Annotated in this window: 21 protein-coding genes and 1 tRNA gene; 16 read left to right on the forward strand and 6 right to left on the reverse strand. The window is 66.2% G+C overall.

The features are described 5' to 3' along the window. Positions 1 to 28 precede the first annotated feature (28 nt). The 5 genes from VEC03_RS15830 to VEC03_RS15850 all read left to right on the forward strand — a co-directional run bounded on the left by VEC03_RS15830 (position 29) and on the right by VEC03_RS15850 (position 3,087). A complete protein-coding gene (locus VEC03_RS15830) occupies positions 29 to 385 on the forward strand; it encodes a YciI family protein (protein WP_324917699.1) in 357 nt (118 codons plus the stop codon). 116 nt (positions 386 to 501) lie between these two features. After that, positions 502 to 897, forward strand: a complete 396-nt coding sequence (locus tag VEC03_RS15835; protein WP_324917141.1) for a VOC family protein — start codon at positions 502 to 504, stop codon at positions 895 to 897. 17 nt (positions 898 to 914) lie between these two features. Continuing rightward, positions 915 to 1,337, forward strand: coding sequence for a YciI family protein (locus tag VEC03_RS15840; RefSeq protein WP_324917144.1), 423 nt, complete (start codon positions 915 to 917; stop codon positions 1,335 to 1,337). Between the two features lie 40 nt (positions 1,338 to 1,377). Further along, positions 1,378 to 1,791, forward strand: coding sequence for a VOC family protein (locus tag VEC03_RS15845; protein ID WP_324917147.1), 414 nt, complete (start codon positions 1,378 to 1,380; stop codon positions 1,789 to 1,791). Positions 1,792 to 1,812: 21 nt separating this feature from the next. Next, positions 1,813 to 3,087 (forward strand): RNA polymerase sigma factor, encoded by a 1,275-nt coding sequence (locus tag VEC03_RS15850; RefSeq protein WP_324917150.1) that lies wholly within the window; start codon positions 1,813 to 1,815, stop codon positions 3,085 to 3,087. 4 nt (positions 3,088 to 3,091) lie between these two features. Here the strand turns inward: VEC03_RS15850 and VEC03_RS15855 are convergent, their stop codons facing one another. Beyond that, positions 3,092 to 3,355 carry an H-NS family nucleoid-associated regulatory protein gene (locus VEC03_RS15855; RefSeq protein WP_324917153.1) on the reverse strand — a complete coding sequence of 88 codons (264 nt, stop codon included), beginning with the start codon at positions 3,353 to 3,355 and terminating at the stop codon, positions 3,092 to 3,094. 114 nt (positions 3,356 to 3,469) lie between these two features. Between VEC03_RS15855 and VEC03_RS15860 the strand changes: the two genes are divergently transcribed. Then, entirely contained in the window at positions 3,470 to 3,955 is a 486-nt protein-coding gene (locus VEC03_RS15860; protein WP_324917157.1) for a thioesterase family protein, read from the forward strand. A 4-nt stretch (positions 3,956 to 3,959) separates the two neighbouring features. Further along, positions 3,960 to 4,745, forward strand: a complete 786-nt coding sequence (gene aroD / locus VEC03_RS15865) for a type I 3-dehydroquinate dehydratase (RefSeq protein ID WP_324917160.1) — start codon at positions 3,960 to 3,962, stop codon at positions 4,743 to 4,745. Here aroD and VEC03_RS15870 read toward each other — a convergent pair. Both VEC03_RS15870 and VEC03_RS15875 read right to left on the reverse strand, forming a co-directional pair. Then, positions 4,683 to 5,834, reverse strand: a complete 1,152-nt coding sequence (locus VEC03_RS15870) for an AI-2E family transporter (RefSeq protein ID WP_324917163.1) — start codon at positions 5,832 to 5,834, stop codon at positions 4,683 to 4,685. The genes aroD and VEC03_RS15870 overlap by 63 nt on opposite strands. Then, positions 5,831 to 6,193, reverse strand: coding sequence for an acyl-CoA thioesterase (locus tag VEC03_RS15875; RefSeq protein WP_324917702.1), 363 nt, complete (start codon positions 6,191 to 6,193; stop codon positions 5,831 to 5,833). The genes VEC03_RS15870 and VEC03_RS15875 overlap by 4 nt, the downstream gene beginning before the upstream one ends. Before the next feature lie 113 nt (positions 6,194 to 6,306). Between VEC03_RS15875 and VEC03_RS15880 the strand changes: the two genes are divergently transcribed. The 5 genes from VEC03_RS15880 to VEC03_RS15900 all read left to right on the forward strand — a co-directional run bounded on the left by VEC03_RS15880 (position 6,307) and on the right by VEC03_RS15900 (position 12,964). Beyond that, positions 6,307 to 8,190, forward strand: coding sequence for an ABC transporter ATP-binding protein/permease (locus tag VEC03_RS15880; protein ID WP_324917166.1), 1,884 nt, complete (start codon positions 6,307 to 6,309; stop codon positions 8,188 to 8,190). 161 nt (positions 8,191 to 8,351) lie between these two features. Beyond that, positions 8,352 to 9,668 (forward strand): serine--tRNA ligase, encoded by a 1,317-nt coding sequence (gene serS / locus VEC03_RS15885; protein ID WP_324917169.1) that lies wholly within the window; start codon positions 8,352 to 8,354, stop codon positions 9,666 to 9,668. Positions 9,669 to 9,728: 60 nt separating this feature from the next. Continuing rightward, complete coding sequence (locus VEC03_RS15890; RefSeq protein WP_324917172.1) at positions 9,729 to 11,351, forward strand: tetratricopeptide repeat protein; 1,623 nt, start codon at positions 9,729 to 9,731, stop codon at positions 11,349 to 11,351. 98 nt (positions 11,352 to 11,449) lie between these two features. Further along, positions 11,450 to 11,540: transfer RNA gene (locus tag VEC03_RS15895), tRNA-Ser, on the forward strand. 182 nt (positions 11,541 to 11,722) lie between these two features. Further along, positions 11,723 to 12,964, forward strand: a complete 1,242-nt coding sequence (locus VEC03_RS15900; RefSeq protein WP_324917175.1) for a tyrosine-type recombinase/integrase — start codon at positions 11,723 to 11,725, stop codon at positions 12,962 to 12,964. Between the two features lie 656 nt (positions 12,965 to 13,620). Here the strand turns inward: VEC03_RS15900 and VEC03_RS15905 are convergent. Next, positions 13,621 to 13,935 (reverse strand): hypothetical protein, encoded by a 315-nt coding sequence (locus tag VEC03_RS15905; RefSeq protein ID WP_324917178.1) that lies wholly within the window; start codon positions 13,933 to 13,935, stop codon positions 13,621 to 13,623. A 676-nt stretch (positions 13,936 to 14,611) separates the two neighbouring features. Here VEC03_RS15905 and VEC03_RS15910 point away from each other — a divergent pair. The 4 genes from VEC03_RS15910 to VEC03_RS15925 all read left to right on the forward strand — a co-directional run bounded on the left by VEC03_RS15910 (position 14,612) and on the right by VEC03_RS15925 (position 18,837). Continuing rightward, positions 14,612 to 15,607 (forward strand): hypothetical protein, encoded by a 996-nt coding sequence (locus VEC03_RS15910; protein ID WP_324917181.1) that lies wholly within the window; start codon positions 14,612 to 14,614, stop codon positions 15,605 to 15,607. A 146-nt stretch (positions 15,608 to 15,753) separates the two neighbouring features. Continuing rightward, the gene (locus VEC03_RS15915; RefSeq protein ID WP_324917184.1) at positions 15,754 to 16,590 is read left to right on the forward strand and encodes a hypothetical protein; all 837 of its coding nucleotides are present in this window, start codon (positions 15,754 to 15,756) and stop codon (positions 16,588 to 16,590) included. A gap of 36 nt (positions 16,591 to 16,626) precedes the next feature. Next, on the forward strand, positions 16,627 to 17,325 hold the full coding sequence (locus VEC03_RS15920; RefSeq protein ID WP_324917187.1) for a DUF6339 family protein: 699 nt from the start codon (positions 16,627 to 16,629) through the stop codon (positions 17,323 to 17,325). Positions 17,326 to 17,424: 99 nt separating this feature from the next. Next, the gene (locus VEC03_RS15925; RefSeq protein ID WP_324917190.1) at positions 17,425 to 18,837 is read left to right on the forward strand and encodes an MvaI/BcnI family restriction endonuclease; all 1,413 of its coding nucleotides are present in this window, start codon (positions 17,425 to 17,427) and stop codon (positions 18,835 to 18,837) included. Positions 18,838 to 19,009: 172 nt separating this feature from the next. Here VEC03_RS15925 and VEC03_RS15930 read toward each other — a convergent pair whose 3' ends face one another. Both VEC03_RS15930 and VEC03_RS15935 read right to left on the reverse strand, forming a co-directional pair. Beyond that, a complete protein-coding gene (locus VEC03_RS15930) occupies positions 19,010 to 19,357 on the reverse strand; it encodes a hypothetical protein (RefSeq protein WP_324917193.1) in 348 nt (115 codons plus the stop codon). Between the two features lie 198 nt (positions 19,358 to 19,555). After that, on the reverse strand, positions 19,556 to 20,092 hold the full coding sequence (locus VEC03_RS15935) for a hypothetical protein (protein WP_324917196.1): 537 nt from the start codon (positions 20,090 to 20,092) through the stop codon (positions 19,556 to 19,558). Positions 20,093 to 20,132: the final 40 nt, after the last annotated feature.

The following is a 20,132-nucleotide window of genomic DNA, read 5'->3' on the forward strand; positions in this document are numbered from 1 at the left end:
CGGGTCCGAAGCCGATAGCATGGCACGCATGGCCTACATGCTGCTCATCATGGAACCCCCCGGCCAGCGCGCCACCCGCACCGAAGCCGAGGGCCACGAGGTCTACGACCAGATGACCCGCTTCGCGGCCGGACTGCAGGAACGCGGGCTGCTGCGGGGCGCCGAGTCGCTCAGCTGGCGCGACGGCACACCGGCCCGCATCCAGGTGCGCGACGGCCAGGCCCGCCTGCTGGACGGGCCCTTCGCCGAAGCCAAGGAGATGGTGGGCGGCTACTTCCTGCTCGACTGCGAGTCGCGCGAGGAGGCGCTCGCCATCGCCCGCGAATGCCCGGCGGCCCGCTGGGCCACCGTGGAGGTCCGCAAGCTCGGCCCCTGCTACGCGTAGGCGGGCCAGGTCCCGGTTCCACTGGAATCGGACTTCGGGCCCGTTGTCGATTCCGGGCCGGCCGGTTCGTCGTGCAGGTGAGGGCCCATCCCGGACCCTGCCCGAAAGGAGGCATCGTGAACCCCGTCGTCCACTTCGAACTGCCCTGCAAGGACCGCGAGCGCATCGCCCGCTTCTTCGAGCGCGCCTTCGGCTGGAAATGCCAGCTGCTCGGCCCCGAGATGGGGAACTACGTGCTGGTGACCACCGCCGAGACCGACGCCCGCCCCGACGCGCCGCGCGGCGCCATCAACGGCGGCTTCTTCACCGCCGACCCCTCCATGCCGGCCCAGTTCCCCGGCATCGTGATCGGCGTGCAGGACATCCGCGAATCCATGCGCCAGGTGGGCGCTGCGGGCGGCCAGGTGCTGGGCGAGCCGATGGACATCCCCGGCGTGGGCGCCTACGTCGCCTTCCTCGACACCGAAGGCAACCGCTCCAGCATGCTGCAGCCGCTGGCCCATGCCGGCTGATGGCGCGGGAGACCGTCATGAAATTCATGATCATGGTGCGCGCGACCGACATGACCGAGGCCGGCGAATTCCCGCCCGGCACCGACCGGATGATGGCCGAGATGGCCGCCTTCCACGAGGAGCTGGCGCGGGCCGGCGTGCTGCTCGATGCCAACGGCCTGCAGCCCTCGAGCGAGGGCTTCCGCATCCGCCACGAGGACGGCCGCATCCAGGTGATCGACGGGCCCTTCGCCGAGAGCAAGGAACTGATCGCGGGCTACACGCTGATCCAGGTGCGCAACCGCGACGAGGCGCTGGCCTGGGCGCGGCGCTACCCCAACCCCATGGGCGAAGGCCGCACCGGTGAGATCGAGGTGCGCCCGCTGTACGGGCCGGAGGACTTCGAGCGCAAGGGCATCCCCGGCGCCGAGCGCTTCCGCAAGATCGGCACGCTGGCGTGACCCGACCACCAACGCAACCCCCATCGCCCGAGGAGTTCGCATGCCCCGCCAGACCTTCGTCAACCTGCCGATCCGCGACATGGCGCGCTCACGCGCCTTCTTCGCCGCGCTCGGCTTTTCGTTCAACCCGCAGTTCACCAACGAGCAGGGCGCCTGCATGGTGATCCAGGATGGCGCCAGCTACGCCATGCTGCTGGTCGAGCCTTTCTTCCAGGGCTTCACGAAGAAGCCCATCGCCGATGCGCGCAAGGGCACCGAGGTGCTGATCGCCCTGTCGTGCGACAGCCGCGAAGAGGTCGACGCCATGGTGAAGAAGGCGCTGGCCGCCGGCGGCACCGCGCCGAATGCGCCGCAGGACCACGGCTTCATGTACCAGCACGGCTTCGAGGACCTCGACGGCCACGTGTGGGAAGTGTTCTGGATGGACGCGGCGGCCGCGCCGCCCATGGCCTGACACCGGGGCGTCGCGCCGTCCATGCACTCGTCCACCCATGACGCCATCGCCGCGGCCTGGCGCATCGAGTCGGCCAAGGTGGTCGCCACCGTCGCGCGCATGGTGCGCGACGTGGCCGTCGCCGAGGAACTGGCGCAGGAGGCGCTGGTGGCCGCGCTGGAGCGCTGGCCGCGCGACGGGCTGCCGGACAAGCCCGGCGCCTGGCTCATGGCCACGGCCAAGAACCGGGCGCTGGACCACCTGCGGCACCAGCAGATGCAGGCCCGCAAGCACGAGGAACTGGGGCGCGACCTCGAGGCGCAGGAGGCCCTGATCGTGCCGGACTTCACCGATGCACTGGACGCCGCTCGCCAGGACGAGATCGGCGACGACCTGCTGCGGCTGATGTTCACCGCCTGCCATCCGGTGCTGCCCACCGAGGCCCGCGTGGCGCTCACGCTCAAGCTGCTCGGGGGCCTGACCACGCACGAGATCGCGCGCGCCTTCCTGGTGCCGGAGCCGACCGTCGCGCAGCGGATCGTGCGCGCCAAGCAGAAGCTGCGCGAGGCCCGCGTGCCGTTCGAGGCACCGCGCGGCGAGGAACTGCAGGCAAGACTGGCCTCGGTGCTGGAGGTGGTCTACCTGGTGTTCAACGAGGGCTACACGGCGACGGCCGGCGGCGACTGGATGCGGCCCGCGCTGGCCGAGGAGGCCCTGCGGCTGGCCCGCATGCTGGCCGAACTGGCGCCCGACGCCGCGGAGACGCACGGGCTGGCCGCGCTGTTGGAGCTTCAGGCCTCGCGCCTGCACGCGCGCACCGACGCCGAGGGCCGGCCCATCCTGCTGGCCGAGCAGGACCGCTCGCGCTGGGACCGGCTGCTGATCCGCCGCGGGCTGGCGGCGCTGGCGCGCGCCGACGCGCTGTCGCCGCAACGCGGCCCCTATGCGCTGCAGGCGGCGATCGCAGCCTGCCATGCGCAGGCGCCCAGCGCGGAGGCGACCGACTGGCCGGCGATCGCGGCCCTGTACGGGCAACTCGCGCAGGTGATGCCGTCGCCGGTCGTCGAGCTCAATCGGGCCGTGGCCGTCGGGATGGCCTTCGGTGCGGCCGAGGGGCTGGCGATCGTGGAGCGCCTGCTGGACGACAAGGCCCTGCGCAACTACCAGTGGCTGCCCAGCATTCAGGGCGACCTGCTGGCCAGGCTGGGCCGCAAGGACGAGGCGCGGGCCGCCTTCGAGCGCGCCGCCGCGCTGGCCGGCAATGCGCGGGAGAAGGCCCTGCTGCTGGAACGGGCCCAGCGGCTCGCGCCGCACTGAGGCATCAGACCTTCGGCCCGGCCAGCGGCCGCTCGGTGTAGCGCGACTTGCGCTTCTTCCTGGTCACGGGTTCCGAAGCGGGCGGCGGCGTCGGCGCCGGCTTCTCCGGCTTCCTGAACCCCAGGTCTTCCTCGGTCAGGCCGTAGAAGGCGATCGCGTCCTTGATGCGCGCGATCACCGTCTCGATCTCGCGCCGGCGCACCTCCTCGGCCTGCTTCTTGAGCAGTTCGATCTCTTCCAGCATCTGGCTGTACGTCTTTTTCTTCACGTCCGTCCTTTCCGCCGGGCGCCCCGCCCATGCGGCCAGTATGGCCCCGCCGGCCGGCGGGCCGCGTCGGACACCTTCCACGGTCGAGCACGGCGTGTGCGGGACAATGGCGGGATGACAAGGAACCCGCCGCCGGCCCCGAGCGAATTCGAGCCGGAGTTCATTGCCGGCCTGAAGGCCATCTTCGAGGACCGCATCGTCTTCAACCAGGTGCTGGGCCTGAAGATCACCAGCCTCCGCCCCGACCGCGTGGTCGGCCGCATCGACATGCGCCGCGAACTGATCGGCCACCCGGCCTACAACCGCCTGCACGGCGGCGTGGTCTCCGCGGGGCTGGATGCGATGGGTGGCCTGGCCTGCCTGGCCGCCGTCGGCGGCCGCCACATGGACGAGTCGCCGGAGGCCCGCCTGCAGCGCTTCGCCAAGCTGGGCACCATCGACCTGCGCATCGACTACCTGCGCCCGGCCATCGGCGACCACTTCGAGCTGCGCGCCGAGGTGCTGCGCCTGGGCTCGCGCGTGGGCTCCACGCGCATGGAGTTCCTGGGTCCGGACGGCAAGCTGCTGAGCACCGGCGCCGGCGCCTACATCATCTCCTGATCCCATGGAGCCGATCACGCTGCACGGACAGCCGCTGGCCGGCGGCGCGTTGCCGGCCGTGTGCGTGCCGCTGGTGGGGCGCGACGCGGACGCGCTGCTGGCCGAAGTGGCCGCTGTGGCCGCCGAGCCGCCCGACCTGCTGGAGTGGCGGGTCGACTTCTTCGGGGCGGTGGCCGACACCGCCCGCGTGCTCGACACCGCCGCTCGCATCCGGCAGGCCGCCGGCGTGCCGCTGCTGTTCACCCGTCGCTCGCAGCGCGAGGGTGGCCAGCCGCTCGCGCTGGACGAGCCCGGCGTGGTGGAGCTGTACCGCGCCGTGTGCGCGCAGGGCGCCGCCGACATCGTCGACTGGGAGATGGCGTCCGAACCTGCCCAACTGGCCGAGGTGCGCGAATCCGCTCGCGCGGCGGGCATCGCGCTGCTGCTGTCCTTCCACGATTTCGACAAGACGCCGCCGGCGGCGCAGCTGCTGGAGCGCTTCCGCCAGGCGCAGGCGCTGGGCGCCGACATCGCCAAGGTCGCCGTCATGCCGCAGCGGCGCAGCGACGTGCTGGTGCTGCTGCAGGCCACGCTGCAGGCCAGCGAGGAACTGCGCATCCCGGTGGCCGGAATGGCAATGGGCGCACTGGGTGCCGCCAGCCGCCTGTGCGGCGGCGAATTCGGATCGGCGCTGACCTTTGCCGTCGGGCAGCAAGCCTCGGCGCCCGGGCAGCTGCCGCTGCAGGCGCTACGGCGGGGGCTGGCCGTCCTTCGGGGTGGCGGCGCCGGTGTCGGTGGCGGCCAGCGCTGAGGCCGGCGTCTCCTCGCGCACGTCGGTCAGCAGCTTCCAGCACACCAGGAACAGGGCCGCGATCACCGGCCCGATCACGAAGCCGTTCAGCCCGAACAGGCTGATGCCGCCCACCGTGGCCACCAGCACCAGGTAGTCGGGCATGCGCGTGTCGCGCCCGACCAGCACCGGCCGCAGCACGTTGTCGACCAGCCCGATCACCAGCACCCCCCAGGCGACCAGTCCCAGGCCCTGCAGCAGCTGGCCGGTGAACAGTTGGTACAGCGCCACCGGTCCCCACACGAGAGCTGCGCCGACCGCCGGCAGCAGCGACAGCAGCGCCATCAGCGCGCCCCACAGTGCCGGGCCGGGGATGTCCAGCACCCAGAAGGCCAGCGCGCCCAGCGTGCCCTGGATCACGGCCACCACCACGTTGCCCTTGACGGTGGCGCGCACCACGGTGACGAACTGCGACAGCAGCTTGTGGGTCTGCTCGGGCCGCAGCGGCACCGCCCGTTCGATGCTGGCCGTGAGCGAGCTGCCGTCGCGCAGCAGGAAGAACAGCACGTACAGCATGATGAAGAAGGACACCACGAAGTCCAGCGTGACCTGGCCTATGCCCACCAGGCTGCTGGTGATGGCCTGGCTGCTGCGCGACAGCAGTTCGCCGGCGCGCTGCAGCACGGCCGGCAGGTCGAACAGGCCGAAGCGCGCCAGGATGGACTGGGCCCAGGCCGGCAGGGCGTCCATCATGCGCTGCAGCCACTGGGCCGGCTGCACCTGCCCGGTCTTGATGCTCTGGTACAGCATCGACGCCTGCTCCACCACCGACGCGCTGACCAGCGACAGCGGCAGGATCACCATCAGCACGATGGACAGCATGGTCAGGAAGGCCGCCAGGTTGGAGCGCCGCCGGACCACCCGGCGCCGCACGTACTGGTGCATCGGGAAGAACACGATGGCGAGGAAGATCGCCCACAGCACGGCGCCGGCCAGCGGCCACAGCACCCACAGGAAGGCGAGGGTGAAGCCCACCACCAGCCAGAGCAGCGTCTTGTGCTCCAGCGCAGGGGAGAGCAGGGGGTCGGGCGGCTCGTGCGGGTCGCTCATGCGCGCTTTTCGATCGGCCGCGGCCGGCCGTTGTCGTCGATCGCGACGTAGGTCACCGTCGCCTCGGTCACCTTGACGAACTGCCCCTGCGCCCGGTGCCGCTCGGAGAACACCTCCACCTGCACCGTGATCGAGGTGCGCCCGATGTGGGTGACGCAGGCGTAGAAGGACAGGATGTCGCCCACCCGCACCGGCTGCTTGAAGATGAACTCCTTGACCGCCACGGTGGCCATGCGCCCGTTGACGTAGCGGGCCGGGATCACCGAGCCGGCCAGGTCGACCTGGGCCATCACCCAGCCGCCGAAGATGTCGCCGTTGCCGTTGGTGTCGGCCGGCAGCGGGATCACCTTGAGCACCAGCTCCTTGTCGCTGGGCGGGGTGGCCGGGCCGACCGGGGAGGCGCCGGCCGACGCGCTTGAATTCGGGGAGGTGGGCACAATCTCTCCAGAAGCAACTGTCCGGATTGTCCCCGATGCGCCGTTACGGCGACGCCAGCTCCTCCCGCCACTTCCCGCCTGCAGCCGCTCCCGGCGCCCCGCCCGCCAAGGGGGCCGACTGGGCCACGCTCAAGCGCCTGCTGCCCTACCTGTGGGAATACAAGTGGCGGGTGGCGATCGCGCTCGCCTTCATGGTGGGCGCCAAGCTGGCCAACGTCAGCGTGCCGATCGTGCTCAAGCACCTCATCGATTCGCTGAGCCTGAAGCCGGGCGACGCCGCCGCCATGCTGGTGGTGCCGGCCGGCCTGCTGATCGGTTACGGCGCGCTGCGCTTGTCGACCACGCTGTTCACCGAGTTGCGCGAACTGGTGTTCGCCAAGGCCACGCAGGGCGCGGCGCGCAGCATCGCGCTGCAGACCTTCCAGCACCTGCATTCGCTGTCGCTGCGCTTCCACCTGGAACGCCAGACCGGCGGCATGACGCGCGACATCGAGCGCGGCGTGCGCGGCATCGAGTCGCTGATCTCGTTCTCGCTCTACAGCATCGTGCCCACGCTGTTCGAGATGGCGCTGGTGCTGGGCATCCTGGCGGTGCGCTTCGACGCCTGGTTCGCCTGGATCACGCTGGCGGCGCTGGTGGTCTACATCGCCTACACGGTGGTGGTGACCGAGTGGCGCACCAAGTTCCGGCGCGAGGCCAACGAGTTCGACTCGGCGGCCCACACCAAGGCGGTCGACTCGCTGCTCAACTACGAGACGGTCAAGTACTTCAACAACGAAGGCTTCGAGGCGCGGCGCTACGACCAGAGCCTGGAGAGCCTGCGCCGCGCCCGGCTGAAGGCGCAGAGCACGCTGTCGCTGCTGAACACCGGCCAGCAGCTGGTGATCGCCACCGGGCTGATCGCCATGCTGTGGCTGGCCACCGAGGGCGTGGTCGCCGGCCGCATGACGCTGGGCGACCTGGTGATGATCAACGCCTTCATGATCCAGCTCTACATCCCGCTCAACTTCCTGGGCGTGCTGTACCGCGAGATCAAGCAGAGCCTGACCGACCTCGACAAGATGTTCACGCTGATGGACCGCGAGCGCGAGGTGGCGGACGCGCCCGGCGCGCCGGCCCTGCGCGAGGCAGCCGCCGCGGCCGGCCCCGAGATCGACTGGACCGTCCGCTTCGAGCACGTCGGCTTCGCCTACGAGCCTTCCCGCGTCATCCTGCACGACGTCAGCTTCGAAATCCCGGCCGGCAAGACGGTGGCCGTGGTCGGCCCCTCCGGCTCGGGCAAGTCGACGCTGGCCCGCCTGCTCTACCGCTTCTACGACGTGCAGCAGGGCCGCATCACCATCGCGGGGCAGGACATCCGCGCGGTCACCCAGGCCAGCGTGCGCCGGGAAATCGGCATCGTCCCGCAGGACACGGTGCTCTTCAACGACACGGTCGAATACAACATCGCGTACGGCCGCCCGGGCGCCAGCCGCGCCGAAGTGGAAGCCGCGGCCCGCGCCGCCCGCATCCACGACTTCATCGAGAGTACGCCGCGCGGCTACCAGACCATGGTGGGCGAGCGCGGCCTGAAGCTCTCCGGCGGCGAGAAGCAGCGGGTGGCCATTGCCCGCACGCTGCTGAAGGACCCGCCGATCCTGATCTTCGACGAGGCCACCTCCGCCCTGGACTCGGCCAACGAGCGCGCCATCCAGGCCGAGCTCAAGAGCGCGGCGCGAAACAAGACGACGCTGCTGATCGCGCACCGCCTGTCCACGGTGATCGACGCGCACGAGATCCTGGTGATGGAGGCCGGCCGCATCGTCGAGCGCGGCACCCACCGCGAGCTGCTGGCGCGCGGCGGCCGCTATGCGCAGATGTGGTCGCTGCAGCGGCAAAGCGGCGAGATCCCGGACCCGGAAACGGCGGCGGCGAAATAGTCTCTCGTCACCGCCTGCTCTATTTCTTCGTCATCCCCCGCGCGTTTCTTCGTCATCCCCCGCGAAGGCGGGGGATCCAGTCCCGGCGGCAACTCCAGCCGTGTGGCTCTCCCACCCGAGCGAGCCCCCGGCCCCTGGAGCCCCCCGCATAAAATCCCGCGATGCTCGACATCACCCTGCTACGCAAAGACCTGGATGCCGTGGTCGCCCGGCTCGAGGCGCGCAAGAAGCCGCAGCCTTACCTGGACGTGGACGCCTTCAAGGCCCTGGAAGCCGAGCGAAAGACCATCCAGAGCCGCACCGAAGAGCTGCAGGCCCGGCGCAACCAGCTGTCGAAGCAGATCGGCCAGCTCAAGGCCAAGGGTGAATCGGCCGACGCCGTGATGGCCGAGGTCGCCGGCATCAAGACCGAGCTCGAGCGTTCCGCCCAACGCCTGGACGAGATCCAGCCCGAGCTGCTGGCCATGCTGCAGGGCATCCCCAACCTGCCGCACGAGAGCGTGCCGGTCGGTGACGACGAGGGCGCCAACGTGCAGGTGCGTACCTGGGGCACCCCGCGCAAATTCGACTTCGAGCCCAAGGACCACGTCGACGTGGGCGAGCGGCTCGGCCTGGACTTCGAAACGGCCATCAAGCTGAGCGGCGCGCGCTTCTCGGTGATGAAGGGCCCGATCGCCCGGCTGCATCGCGCCATCGCCCAGTTCATGCTGGACGTGCAGACGCGCGAGCACGGCTACACCGAGTGCTACACGCCCTACATCGTCAACGAGGCCACGCTGCGCGGCACCGGCCAGCTGCCCAAGTTCGAGGCCGACCTGTTCGCCGTCAGCAAGGGCGGGCAGGAGGGACTGGCCTCGGAGGAGCAGCAGGCGCTGTACCTGATCCCGACCAGCGAGGTGTCGCTGACCAACTTCGTGCGCGACGAGGTGCTGGCCGAGTCGCAGCTGCCGATCAAGCTGACCGCGCACACGCCCTGCTTCCGCAGCGAGGCGGGCAGCGCCGGCCGCGACACACGCGGCATGATCCGCCAGCACCAGTTCGACAAGGTCGAGATGGTGCAGGTCACCCACCCGGACAAGAGCTACGAGGCGCTGGAGCAGATGACCGGCCACGCCGAGGCCGTGCTGCAGAAGCTCGGCCTGCCGTACCGCGTGATGCTGCTGTGCACCGGCGACATGGGCTTCGGCGCCGCCAAGACCTACGACCTGGAAGTCTGGCTGCCGGCGCAGGACACCTATCGCGAGATCAGTTCCGTCTCCAACTGCGAGGCCTTCCAGGCGCGCCGCCTGCAGGCCCGCTTCAAGACCGCGCAGGGCAAGAACGAGCTGGTGCACACGCTCAATGGCTCGGGACTGGCCGTGGGCCGCACGCTGGTGGCCGTCGTCGAGAACTACCAGAACGCCGACGGATCGGTGACGGTGCCCGAGGCGCTGCGACCCTACATGGGCGGCGAGGCGGTGCTGGCGCCTGTGCGCTGAACGGCCGCCGCTCGCTCCGTCGGCGTGGCCGACAATCGCGCCTTTTCGACCGCTGCCTCCATGAATCCTGCCCACGCCGCCCTCAAGGCGAAGTTCCGCGCCGGCCAGCACGCCGAAGCCATCGCCGAATGCGAGGCGCTGTGCCGGGACAACCCTGGCGACATCGACAGCGCCCGGCTGTGCGCCACCATGCAGCTGATGGTGCGCAACTTCGCGCGGGCGCGGGAGCTGCTCGGCCAGGTGCATCGCCACGCGCCCGCCGATGCGGACGTGCTGTTCAACCTGGGCATGTGCGAGCGGGAACTGGGCAACTTCGCGGCCGCCGCCGACCATTTCCGCGCCTACGCCGACCGCTTCCCCGGCCATGCGGATGGCTGGGCCAGCCTGGCGGAATGCAAGCTCCATCTGGGCGCTGCGGAGGAGGGCATCGAGCTGGCCGAGCGCGCGCTGCAGATCGACGCGGCCTTCGTGCCTGCCTGGTCGGTGCGCGGCCGCTGCGAACAGGCGCTAGGCCGGCACGAACAGGCCATCGCCACCTTCAACCGGGCGATCCAGCTCGCGCCCAACGACGCCGACCTGCGCCAGCAGCGCGGCGACGCCTGGGAGCAGCTGGGCGGCCTGCGTGAAGCGGCGGAGGACTACCGCGTCGTGCTGGCGCTGCGCCCGGCCGACGAGCAGGCCCTGAAGAAGGCCACGCTCTGCCTGTTGCACGCGGGCGAGGGCGCCTTGGCCATCCAGGTATGCCGGGACGTGCTCAAGGCCCAGCCCGACAGCCTGGCCGCGCGGCTGGGCGCCGAGTGGCTGGTCAGCCAGATGGTCCCGCTCTGGCACGTGCCGATGATGAACGAGGCCGAGCGCAACCGCGCCTACGAAGAGGGGCTGCGCGGCGCCGTCAGCGCGGACAAGACCGTCTTCGAGATCGGCACCGGCTCCGGCCTGGTGGCCATGATGGCGGCGCGGCTCGGCGCCAGGAAGGTCGTCACCTGCGAAGCCGAGGGCCTGGTGGCCGACGCGGCGATGAAGATCGTGGCCCGCAACGGCTACCAGGACCGGGTGAAGGTCCTGCACAAGCCTTCGTTCGGCGTCGATGCGCAGCGTGACCTGGGCGGCCGCGCCGACATCCTGGTGCACGAGATCTTCTCCAGCGAACTGCTCGGCGAGCACGTGCTGCCCGCCCTCGAGGACGCCAAGGCGCGCCTGCTCAAGCCGGGCGGCGAGATCCTGCCCGCGGCCGCCAGCATCATGGTCGCCCTGGTGGGCGGCGAGGAGCTCGGCCGGGAGCTGCGGGTGCAGGACTCCTTCGGCTTCGACCTGCGGCCCTTCAACGCCATCCAGCCGCGCAAGCGCCCGCTGCACCGCGAGGACCTGCCGCGCGTGCTGCTGAGCGAAGCGGTCGAGGCCTTCCGCTTCGACTTCCAGCAGCACGACACCTTCCCGCCCGAGAAGAAGCGGCTGGAGCTGCCGGTGGTGGACGGCGGCCTGTGCTGGGGCGTCATCCAGTGGATCCGCATCGATTTCGGCCGCGGCGTGCTCTTCGAGAACCACCCCTCGCGCAGCCGGGCTGTCGCCAGCTGGCAGCAGGCCGTCTACCTCTTCGACGAGCCGCGGCAGGTCGAGCCGGGCCAGGTCGTCCCCGTGCGCGCCATGCACGACCGCTCGCGGCCCTGGTTCGAGGCGGCCTGAGCCGCTCGGCGGGCTGATCCAGAAGAGCCGGGAGACCTGCGGAAGAGCCCCGCTGCTGCGGTAGAATGCGCGGCTTCGCACCACGCGAACCGAATACAGGAGCGGTGGCAGAGTGGTCGAATGCGCCGGACTCGAAATCCGGTATACGGTTTTTCCGTATCGAGGGTTCGAATCCCTCCTGCTCCGCCAGGACCCTGTCCATAGGGGTCCATCGAAGTCCCCCAAGCAGCATAAAGCCCTGAGAAATCAGGGCTTTATGTCTTCTGAGGTCCAGGACCGTCCACCGACGTCCAGCGCCTTATCGGGGTACGAATCGGGGTATCGAGACAGCGGCTATCGGGGTACTTTTCTTCATCAGAAGGACCCGAAAGATGTCTGAAACGACCGCAACCACCACTACTCAACGCCGACCCCGGCAGCCGGACTGCCGTCTCACCGACCAGCAACTGGCCGACCTGATCACCCGAGATCGCCCGTACAAGGTGTTCGACGGCAACTCGCTCTTCGTTCTCGTCACACCGAGCGGGCAGCGCTCCTGGCGGTGGCGCTACTACATCCGGGGTCGTGAGAAAGTGCTGCTCCTTGGCTCGTACCCGGAAGTCAGTCTTGAGCAGGCGCGCGCCGCCCGGGACCAAGCTCGCGACAAGGTGCAGGCCGGCATTGATCCCGCGGACGAGAAGCGGGAGGCGAAGCTTGCTCTGCTGATCGCGCAGGAGTCATCGTTCGAAGCCGTCGCTCGTGCCTGGCACTCGAGGTGGTCCACAGGGCGACATGCGAGGTATGCCGAGGACGTCATGAGCCGGCTAGAGCGAAACGTATTTCCCGTGCTTGGGCACAAGCCAGTGGACCAGATCGAACCCAAGCACGTCGTCGCGATGATGGAGCGTGTCCAGGGGCGCGGAGCCACCGATGTCGCGCGTCGAGTGCGGAATACCTGCAGTCAGGTGTTCCGGTACGCGATCACGCGAGGGCTGTGCAGCCGCAACCCCGCCTCCGAGTTCAAGCCCTCCGACGTTCTGCCCCAACGCGCCGGAGGGAATCACGCCCGGATCGACGAGAGTGAGCTGCCACAGCTGCTGCGCAAGATCGAGGCGTACGAAGGCTCGCAGCTCACGCGGCTCGCCATGAAGCTTCTTGCGCTGACGTTTGTGCGCACATCTGAACTCATTGAGGCGAAGTGGGAAGAGATCGACTTTGACGCTGCCGAATGGCGGATCCCGGCGGAGCGCATGAAGATGAAGCGGATGCACATCGTGCCCCTGGCGCCTCAGGCTATTCAAGTACTTCGGACGCTTCAGGTGATCTCTAGAGGATCAGAGTTGCTGTTTCCCGGTGAACGTGACCGAAGGAAGCCAATGAGCAACAACACGATTCTGAAAGCGCTGGGGCGACTTGGGTACAAGGGCAAGATGACGGGCCACGGCTTCCGCGGCCTTGCATCCACTGCTCTATACGAGCGGCAGTTTGCGTCTGATCACATCGAGCTTCAACTGGCGCACGTTCGTGGCAAGGTGAGAGGAGCGTACGACCATAGTCGGCAACTCCCCCAGCGTCGAAAGATGATGGAGTTCTGGGCCAACCATCTAGAAGCTGCGCTTCAACAGGCCGCGTAGGAGTTGCTTCGATCGAGCCGCGGCACGGAAGGTGGCGCAAGAGCGGCTCGGTTGTTGCGTGCCGTACCTGCACCAGATGCGAGCCGTGGGCGGCCTGAACGAGCTGCCCGCGGCCGGGCGCTGAGCATCGTCTGCCGGTCGCTTACGCCGGCCGACATCCCCTTGGTCGCCGGCAAGCGCATCGAGGAGCTCAGATGGTTCCCCGCAGCTGGGGGCGTCCCAGCCCGCCGGCTTGCGTTCGACCATCGCGAGATCGTGTAGAGCGCAGTGTCCAGCTGCGGTCGATTCTCTGGTGTTGCTCGTTGGGACTTGGTTTGGATACGGCTTCGGTCGCGATTCGATTCTGATGCAGTGCCTCAAAGCCGACGGTCACGTGGGAGGACGCCGTTGCGTGAGGCTGGCAGCTCTGGCCTTAGTCAGTTCACTAATCGAATTGCCGCTACAGAAATGCTTGGAGCGCGTACTGAGGAACTCGGACCACCGGCGCACACCGCGCGAGTAGAACCCCGCGGCTGCGGGTTCCGTTGTGCCGGTACCGAGCTGCCGTTGTGATCACTGGCGGCAGTGGGCAGCGGCCGTGTGCCTGCTTCTGCTGCGGCAGTGTCTGTGTGCCGTCAAGGTGACTGCCGGCCGGAGCGTTCTGCCTTGCGGGCGGGTCAGTGCAGCTGCGACGACGGCCAGTCGGCCCCGAAATCGCGGATCACATTGCCCGCCCCGGCCCGGACATCGGATTCAATCGCCTGGCGCATGTCCGCGGGCAGCATGATGCCGCCTTCGGCCAGCGAGGCGATCATGGACGGGATGTCGGCGTAGGCGAACTCCAGGAAGCAGCGCGGCGTCTGCCCGTCAAAATCAGCCTGCACGTCCAGCGGCTCGACACTGCAGTAGATCTCCTGCAGTGGCGCATCCCAGCCGGCGCGCACGCGCACGCGCCCGAGCACGCTTGCGGTGACATAGGTGTTCTGACTCATGTGGTTCTGGGCAGCGCCCGCAGTGTGCTGCCTGCATTTGCGCCTGAAGGCGGGCTCATGGCTCAGTATGGCAGAAGGACGCGCGAACCTGCGACTGCGCTTCTTGGGGCACCCGGCAAGGCGCTCAGCCGCCGCTCCGATCCGCCCTTCTTGACGCTCGCCCAGATTTCATCTTGCGTGGGTACCTCTAGGTCGGGCGGTATTGTAGCCCGCCACGAACTCCGCGCATTGCCCGGACGCTCTCCCTCGCCTCAATACCAGAGTGCGCGAGCGCTTGGGTACAGATGCCCCAGGCAAGCACTTGGCTGCTGACAGCAGCCGGCCACGATCCCCAGGGCAGCATCCCACAGCTCAGTCGGGCCTGCTCAGCTGCGGCACATCGGCGAGATGATGCCGAGTTTCGAGCAGTTCGCGCAGACGTCCACGTCAATCCGTGTAACCCGCGGAGGGGGAGATTGCCTTCCTCGCCCAAGGCAAGACCATTCTCATATTGCATACCGGCAGTGACGGAAAGCCTCGCAGGCAGGCCGGGTATTGGGGGCTGCCGAACTTCGAGCCTGTGGCGGATCGAGCCGCAGTGCCTGCTTGGCTGCGCAGAGGTGAGCCGGGAACGTCCCTCTACATTCTTGCTTTCAGGGAAACTGCCGACTGGCAGCGGACTTTCGCTTGCTCTCTGATGCAGAACTTCTTCCCTGCGATCGCCGCGGGCGAGATGGAGTTCAGCATCGATGGTGGACAGATTGTCCTGACCCGCTCAAGCATTGCAGGACTTTTCAGCGATTTGGGCATGCTGCAGACAGCGGAGAAGGCGGAGATGTCGCAGGACTTTCTGCTCGCGCGCGATCTTCATGAGTGCTTGACCTCCGCGGACGCGAAGGAGGAGTCGCTCGAGCTTCCGGAGCTTGGACGGGTGCGGGTGAGGGTTCTGGTGCGTGAAGGCTTGCCCAAGAAGATATTCATCGCCCGCAACGGAATGGTGATTGCCGACAGCCTCGAACACTTTGGCGACAAGTTTGTGCGTTTCCCCATGTACAAGGACTTTGTCGCGCTGGTCATGCCAGCGGAAGCAAAGGGGAGCGCGTTCATCAAGAAGCTTGAGGATCCAAAACACCGCGAGCTGTCCTCGGAGCGACTTCCAGATGTGCGATCCCGCGAACGTGCGAAGGGAGTGATGAAGATGCTGGCCAAGCGGATCCGCGAAGCTGTGAAGTTTCATACCTTGGCGGACTTCGACAAGGAGGTCGCTGCTGACGAAATGCGCCGGTACTTCGAAGGGGAGAGATCCGGGGCGGAGAGCCGGTCAGAGTCGTCCCAGGCTGACCCGCAGAAGCTGCGCTATCAAGTCACACCAGCGCGCAGAAAGCCGCTCCCTGGCAGTGGAGCAGGTCAGCATGCTGGTTCGGCTGGAGTCGGTGGCGAATCACCAGGCGCAGGTCCCCAAGCTGAGGGGGGTAAGGATGAAGCCCTTGGCGGGCGGAGCAGCCGGCCCCGGGCCGATGCGAAGGAGCGCGGAGGAGGGGCGTTGCAGGTGCGGGATGTCAGGAACATGCTGATCGGGGGGGGCCTCCCGTCGCCGGATCTTCTTCACGCCGGTCGCGGCCGGCGAAGTGGAGGTGGCGCTTTTTGCCGTGGGCCTCAACAGCGCGGAGCTTCTACCGCTCGCAAGCGCTGATCAGGGGAGCATTGTTGCGGGTCGCTTGCGCACCAGCGTCAGTGAGGGCGTCCGCGTTCAGCTTGACGTCGACATGGTAGGCGAGTACCGCGGCCCGATCGACTTGGCTGTGACCTACCGCGCTGGCGGGGCGGAGGAGGGTGCCCGTGAAAATTGATGAGCAAACCCGGTTTCCGCATCCGGTGCTCTGGCGCGAGACGGGCGACTATGAAGGCGCAGACTTTTCCTTGTCTGTAGAGGTCACGGAACTGCCCGAGTCCTCTGAACTTTCCCTCCAGTACGGTGTCTCGCTGACGCAGACCTATCTTCGCGGGCTGGTAGCCGCTGGGGCCGCGGGAGTGGGCATGTTCGTCAGCTGTGCCGAGAGCTACTTTTCCGAGCTGATCCAGCTCGGCATCGAAGGCGGAGCATACGTCTTTCCGCAAGGCGCACTCATCGGCCGGGTCGCCATGCGTCCCATGATCTGGGCGACTCGCGACATCGAGGCCTTTTCCCTCGCCGAATGTCACTCCGAGTACGGAGGCGGCACTTGCCGCATCGCGGCCGGATCCGTACTCGGCCTGGACGATGAAATCGTGATCAATGTCGGGCGCGAGAAGCTAGCTCAAGTGGACACGATCTTCTCGTTGGTAGAGTCCGAAGACCTGCCGGCGGGCACGTTCTCCATCCAGATGGATGGCGACCGCATCAGAATCCTCAGCGCCTCGGATCTGTACGGAACTGTGAACCAGCTTCGCGGCCTGAAAGTCGGCAAGCCCGTCGTCCTGAACAGCGTCTACCTCCCGGCGGCCATGGAAGTGCTAGACACGTTGAGGAGTGGCGCCGGTGAATATGAGGGCAGGCGCTGGCATCGCGTATTCACTGCCAAGTGTGACTACCTCGGAATCAACCCTGCTGACGCTGAACTCTGGAGAGACGCGCAGAAGCTGCTGCAGCAGCCATTCAGTGAAGTTCTCGCGGTCAAAGAACTTCTCGGTGAGTAGACGAAATGAAGCTCAGATATCTTTCACAAAGCACGATTGATTCCCTTCGCGCCGAGATTGAAGCCAATCTTTCTCGGTACCAGAGCAGCGGTTTCGAAGACGTTCGAGCGGCTGGCGAATGGGACATCGGAACTCGATCTAGATGTCGACCTCGCCCCCTTGAGGGATCTTGATCCAGCGGGCTCGTCTGAAGCGGAGGTCAGAAACTCGCGCTTGGTGTGGCGCTCTCCTGGTCGGCTTTCGCCATCCCTGGCCTACGAGGAGGGGATCTGGGTGCGATTGACACATTGCGAGTGCCTGCAGTACTGTCGCGACCGCTGGTTGGCGCGCGGCAGTGAGTCCGATAAGACAGTTTCAGTGATCGAGACTCACTTCTTTGCCGACACGCTGACCAAGCGTCGCGATGACAATGCGATTTCGAGACTCTGGTGGAATGCATACATCGCCAGGAAGGTTTCGAGCGATGATCAGCTTGATGGTCTGCCAGCCATCCTCAAGACGGCGGATATCCGCTCGAACATCGTCGAGCGCCGGCTGACTGCAAGCCGCACTAAGGTGTGCGCGGGAATCGTGCGCCTGATTCAGGACGAACCGAGAGTCACCGACAGCGAGGAAGGATTCCGGAAGTTTATGAAGACACTCAACCTGCGGGGAGGTGGAGTGCTCTTCGAAGTACTCACCGAAGCTCAAGTTGACGCGTTTCTCAGGCAGTGTGTAGAAGATTCGAAGCTCTGACAGTCCAGCTCGTACTTGCAGTTGGCCAGCGTCGGGGTTGATCACCGCCTTGAGCCGGCAGTGCCATGAGCTACGATCGCCACAAAAGAGGAGGGGAAGATGACCACGGCCAAGAGCGCCTCGCGCGTCAGTTCGGGTACAGCACCGTATCCCATCAACGACCTTGCGTCATTGCGGCAGGCGATGTCCGAGGTCGAGGTCCAACGGCTCTTTTGCAAGAAGCTCGCTCAGAACGACAACTCGAAACAGCAGATATACCTGTGGCGAGGAAACTGGGGTGTGATCAATCTGCTGCCCTTGAAGTCGGTGTCGGTGGAGCGTTCCCAACGGCAGCACTTCAAGGCAAAGCTTGATTTCAGTTGGCTGTTGAAAGGTGGTCAGCTCTGCGCGGCACCCAGCGCCCAATTGATCATGTACCCCGATTACCCCGAGATCCGGCTCTCGGGGTTCTTGCGCGGGTGCCCGAAAAGTCTTGCCGAGAAGCTGCGTCCTGTGGCTAAGGAGGACCGGAACGGGAAAGGCGTGCCAGATGGTCGGGTTCTGGTTCTCGGAGTAACGCCAGGGGGGAGGATCATCGCGCACCTAGCTGCCGCTGGTACTTTGCTCGCGCGTGAGCTTCAGCTGGAATTGGACGTGGCCTCCATAAACCGGTGGGGCGTTCTTCATGAAATAAATGCCAAGCAGTCGGCGGCCGCCATCAAGAATGAGCTTCTGAAAAAGCTGGCGCGGCTTAAGGGCGTAGAGCTCCCCCCTGCAAGGAAGATGGGAAGCACGACGGCACCAATCAAGTTCACCGACGACAACGCGGCTGGCTACACGTTAGAAGCTTACCTGGGCATCCCCGCGAATGCGCGAGCAGAACCTGATTACAAGGGATGGGAGATCAAGGCGTTCAGCGGCTCGAAGATCACGGTGATAGAACCTGAGCCAGATGGTGGTTACTACAAGAAGAATGGCTGCCGGGCGTTTCTACGGCTCTACGGCAAAGCCGGCGCCAACAACAAGACGCGGTTCGTCGGTCAGCACAAAGTCGGGACAACCCACGCAAGCTTGGGAACAACGCTCAAGCTCGTGGGGTACGACCCAGTCGCGAAGAAGATCATCAACGCGAAAGGGTCGATAAAACTGATTGACAAGGCTGGTGCGACAGCCGCTTCCTGGTCGTTCGCAAGCCTCCTAACCCACTGGTCAACGAAGCACTTCCAAGCCGCGTACGTGCCATACAAGCGCGGTTCCTCGGGATTCAATTTTGTGACGAAGTCACAAGTGCTCGATCCAGCCTCCGGAAAGAGGAAGAACGCGCATGTGGTTTGGATCTGCGAGGGCACGGACTTCGCATTTTTCCTGCATGCTCTGTTCTCCCATACAGCAATCTACGACCCGGGCTCATCGATCCTCACCACGCATTTGACTCAGAAAAGCGGTGGGGCCTTGAAGGCTCGAAATCAATTTCGTGTGTCGAAGCGCGGGATCCCAGACTTGTACGAGGAAGTCACACCGGCCTTCCTGTAATCTGCTAGCGGCGGACAAGTGGCGCAGCAGCCGCTGCCTACTTTGCGTCGCAGATCACTGCGACCGGCGCCTTGCGGTAGCGAACCGCTACGGTCTGTCGCGCGCCGAGGAATCGCGCTGGAGTCAGATGTCCAGCCACCACAATGCGAGCTACCACTGCCTTTTGTCCCCTTCAAGGGCGACCGTAGTCATGCAGCTTTGGGACGGCTCCGTGAAGAGGCTGGACAGTGAGGCCGCTCCCCACCAGATCCGTACACAGCGCGAGGTAGTCTGCTATGTTGAAGTAGCTAACAGGGTGCCCGTACTCAGTCCAGATCTGTACCGCGTCGTACTCGTCCTGAAATGCAGGAGCCAGTCTGGTGTACGACTCCTCAACGCACTGGGTCCACGGGAACTCGTCCACATCCACCTCCCAGATCTCATGAACGCGCGCAAGGCTGTATGAAGATCGAAGTGGCTCTGATAAGTTCTCTATGAAGGGCGTGAGATACCTCTGGCCGAATGGTCCGATGGCATTCATCAACTCGCCCCAGTTCGCAGAGGTTCGCCAGCAACTGCAGAAAGTCGTCGCGAATGAATGCAGCTCCGGTAGCATAAAAACGCCCCGGTCGAAGCCATCCTCCCACAGGAACAGGATCGTGTTGGAGAGTGATCTAGGAGCAGACATGAGATTGATGATGCTTCCCTGGTCGCTGCCTGCGCATGCGCAGGGCAGTGCTCATTCGGTGCGTGCACTCCGATGCAGTAGAGGCGTGAACCCCGCTCGGAAGGCGTTGACGATCGAGACAGGCGTCAGTAAGCGAACAGGCAAGTTACCTTGCACGTCGGCGGCCATTTCATACCCGAAGAACGACCATTTTCGCGGGCCTTGTGGACACACGGCAAACGCTGTCTCTTGGATGCAGAAGAAGGTGCCTAGGGGCAGCTCACCGACTTTGCGAAAGTGCGGCCCCTCTGTTGCTTCGCTGCGTAGGGCCGCATCGATGTCGTCAGCTCCAAGCTGCCCTGACAAACCATTCCCCGTGGCCCATGCCTCGCGGAAAGCGTTGTACCGGCCACGCTGGCACTGGGCGCAGGGTCGATGGCCCGCGGAAAAGGCCGTGGCCTCGTCGAGAAAGAACAGTTCGCTGTAGCTGTCCGAGAAAATGGACCTGCGAACCTCTCCGAACTCCAGCAGACAGGCAATCCAGCGCTTAGTCTCAGCGTTGCGAACGATCCTGCCCTGGTCGTCGTGCAGCTTGCCCCTGTTGCCCATCAGCGATCCGCGCGCATCAACTGCGTGCAGCGCTCCCCAA

Source organism: Ramlibacter sp. (assembly GCF_035627355.1).
Lineage (GTDB): Bacteria > Pseudomonadota > Gammaproteobacteria > Burkholderiales > Burkholderiaceae_C > Ramlibacter.

Excerpts from the sequence above, each read along its gene's own strand:
- VEC03_RS15910 (WP_324917181.1), top strand. The coding sequence starts at position 14,612 with ATGCAGAACTTCTTCCCTGCGATCGCCGCGGGCGAGATGGAGTTCAGC.
- VEC03_RS15925 (WP_324917190.1), top strand. The coding sequence starts at position 17,425 with ATGACCACGGCCAAGAGCGCCTCGCGCGTCAGTTCGGGTACAGCACCG.
- VEC03_RS15830 (WP_324917699.1), top strand. The coding sequence starts at position 29 with ATGGCCTACATGCTGCTCATCATGGAACCCCCCGGCCAGCGCGCCACC.
- VEC03_RS15860 (WP_324917157.1), top strand. The coding sequence starts at position 3,470 with ATGACAAGGAACCCGCCGCCGGCCCCGAGCGAATTCGAGCCGGAGTTC.
- VEC03_RS15890 (WP_324917172.1), top strand. The coding sequence starts at position 9,729 with ATGAATCCTGCCCACGCCGCCCTCAAGGCGAAGTTCCGCGCCGGCCAG.
- VEC03_RS15930 (WP_324917193.1), bottom strand. The coding sequence starts at position 19,357 with ATGAATGCCATCGGACCATTCGGCCAGAGGTATCTCACGCCCTTCATA.
- VEC03_RS15840 (WP_324917144.1), top strand. The coding sequence starts at position 915 with ATGAAATTCATGATCATGGTGCGCGCGACCGACATGACCGAGGCCGGC.
- VEC03_RS15850 (WP_324917150.1), top strand. The coding sequence starts at position 1,813 with ATGCACTCGTCCACCCATGACGCCATCGCCGCGGCCTGGCGCATCGAG.
- VEC03_RS15845 (WP_324917147.1), top strand. The coding sequence starts at position 1,378 with ATGCCCCGCCAGACCTTCGTCAACCTGCCGATCCGCGACATGGCGCGC.
- VEC03_RS15935 (WP_324917196.1), bottom strand. The coding sequence starts at position 20,092 with ATGGGCAACAGGGGCAAGCTGCACGACGACCAGGGCAGGATCGTTCGC.
- VEC03_RS15905 (WP_324917178.1), bottom strand. The coding sequence starts at position 13,935 with ATGAGTCAGAACACCTATGTCACCGCAAGCGTGCTCGGGCGCGTGCGC.
- serS (WP_324917169.1), top strand. The coding sequence starts at position 8,352 with ATGCTCGACATCACCCTGCTACGCAAAGACCTGGATGCCGTGGTCGCC.
- VEC03_RS15870 (WP_324917163.1), bottom strand. The coding sequence starts at position 5,834 with ATGAGCGACCCGCACGAGCCGCCCGACCCCCTGCTCTCCCCTGCGCTG.
- VEC03_RS15900 (WP_324917175.1), top strand. The coding sequence starts at position 11,723 with ATGTCTGAAACGACCGCAACCACCACTACTCAACGCCGACCCCGGCAG.
- aroD (WP_324917160.1), top strand. The coding sequence starts at position 3,960 with ATGGAGCCGATCACGCTGCACGGACAGCCGCTGGCCGGCGGCGCGTTG.
- VEC03_RS15880 (WP_324917166.1), top strand. The coding sequence starts at position 6,307 with ATGCGCCGTTACGGCGACGCCAGCTCCTCCCGCCACTTCCCGCCTGCA.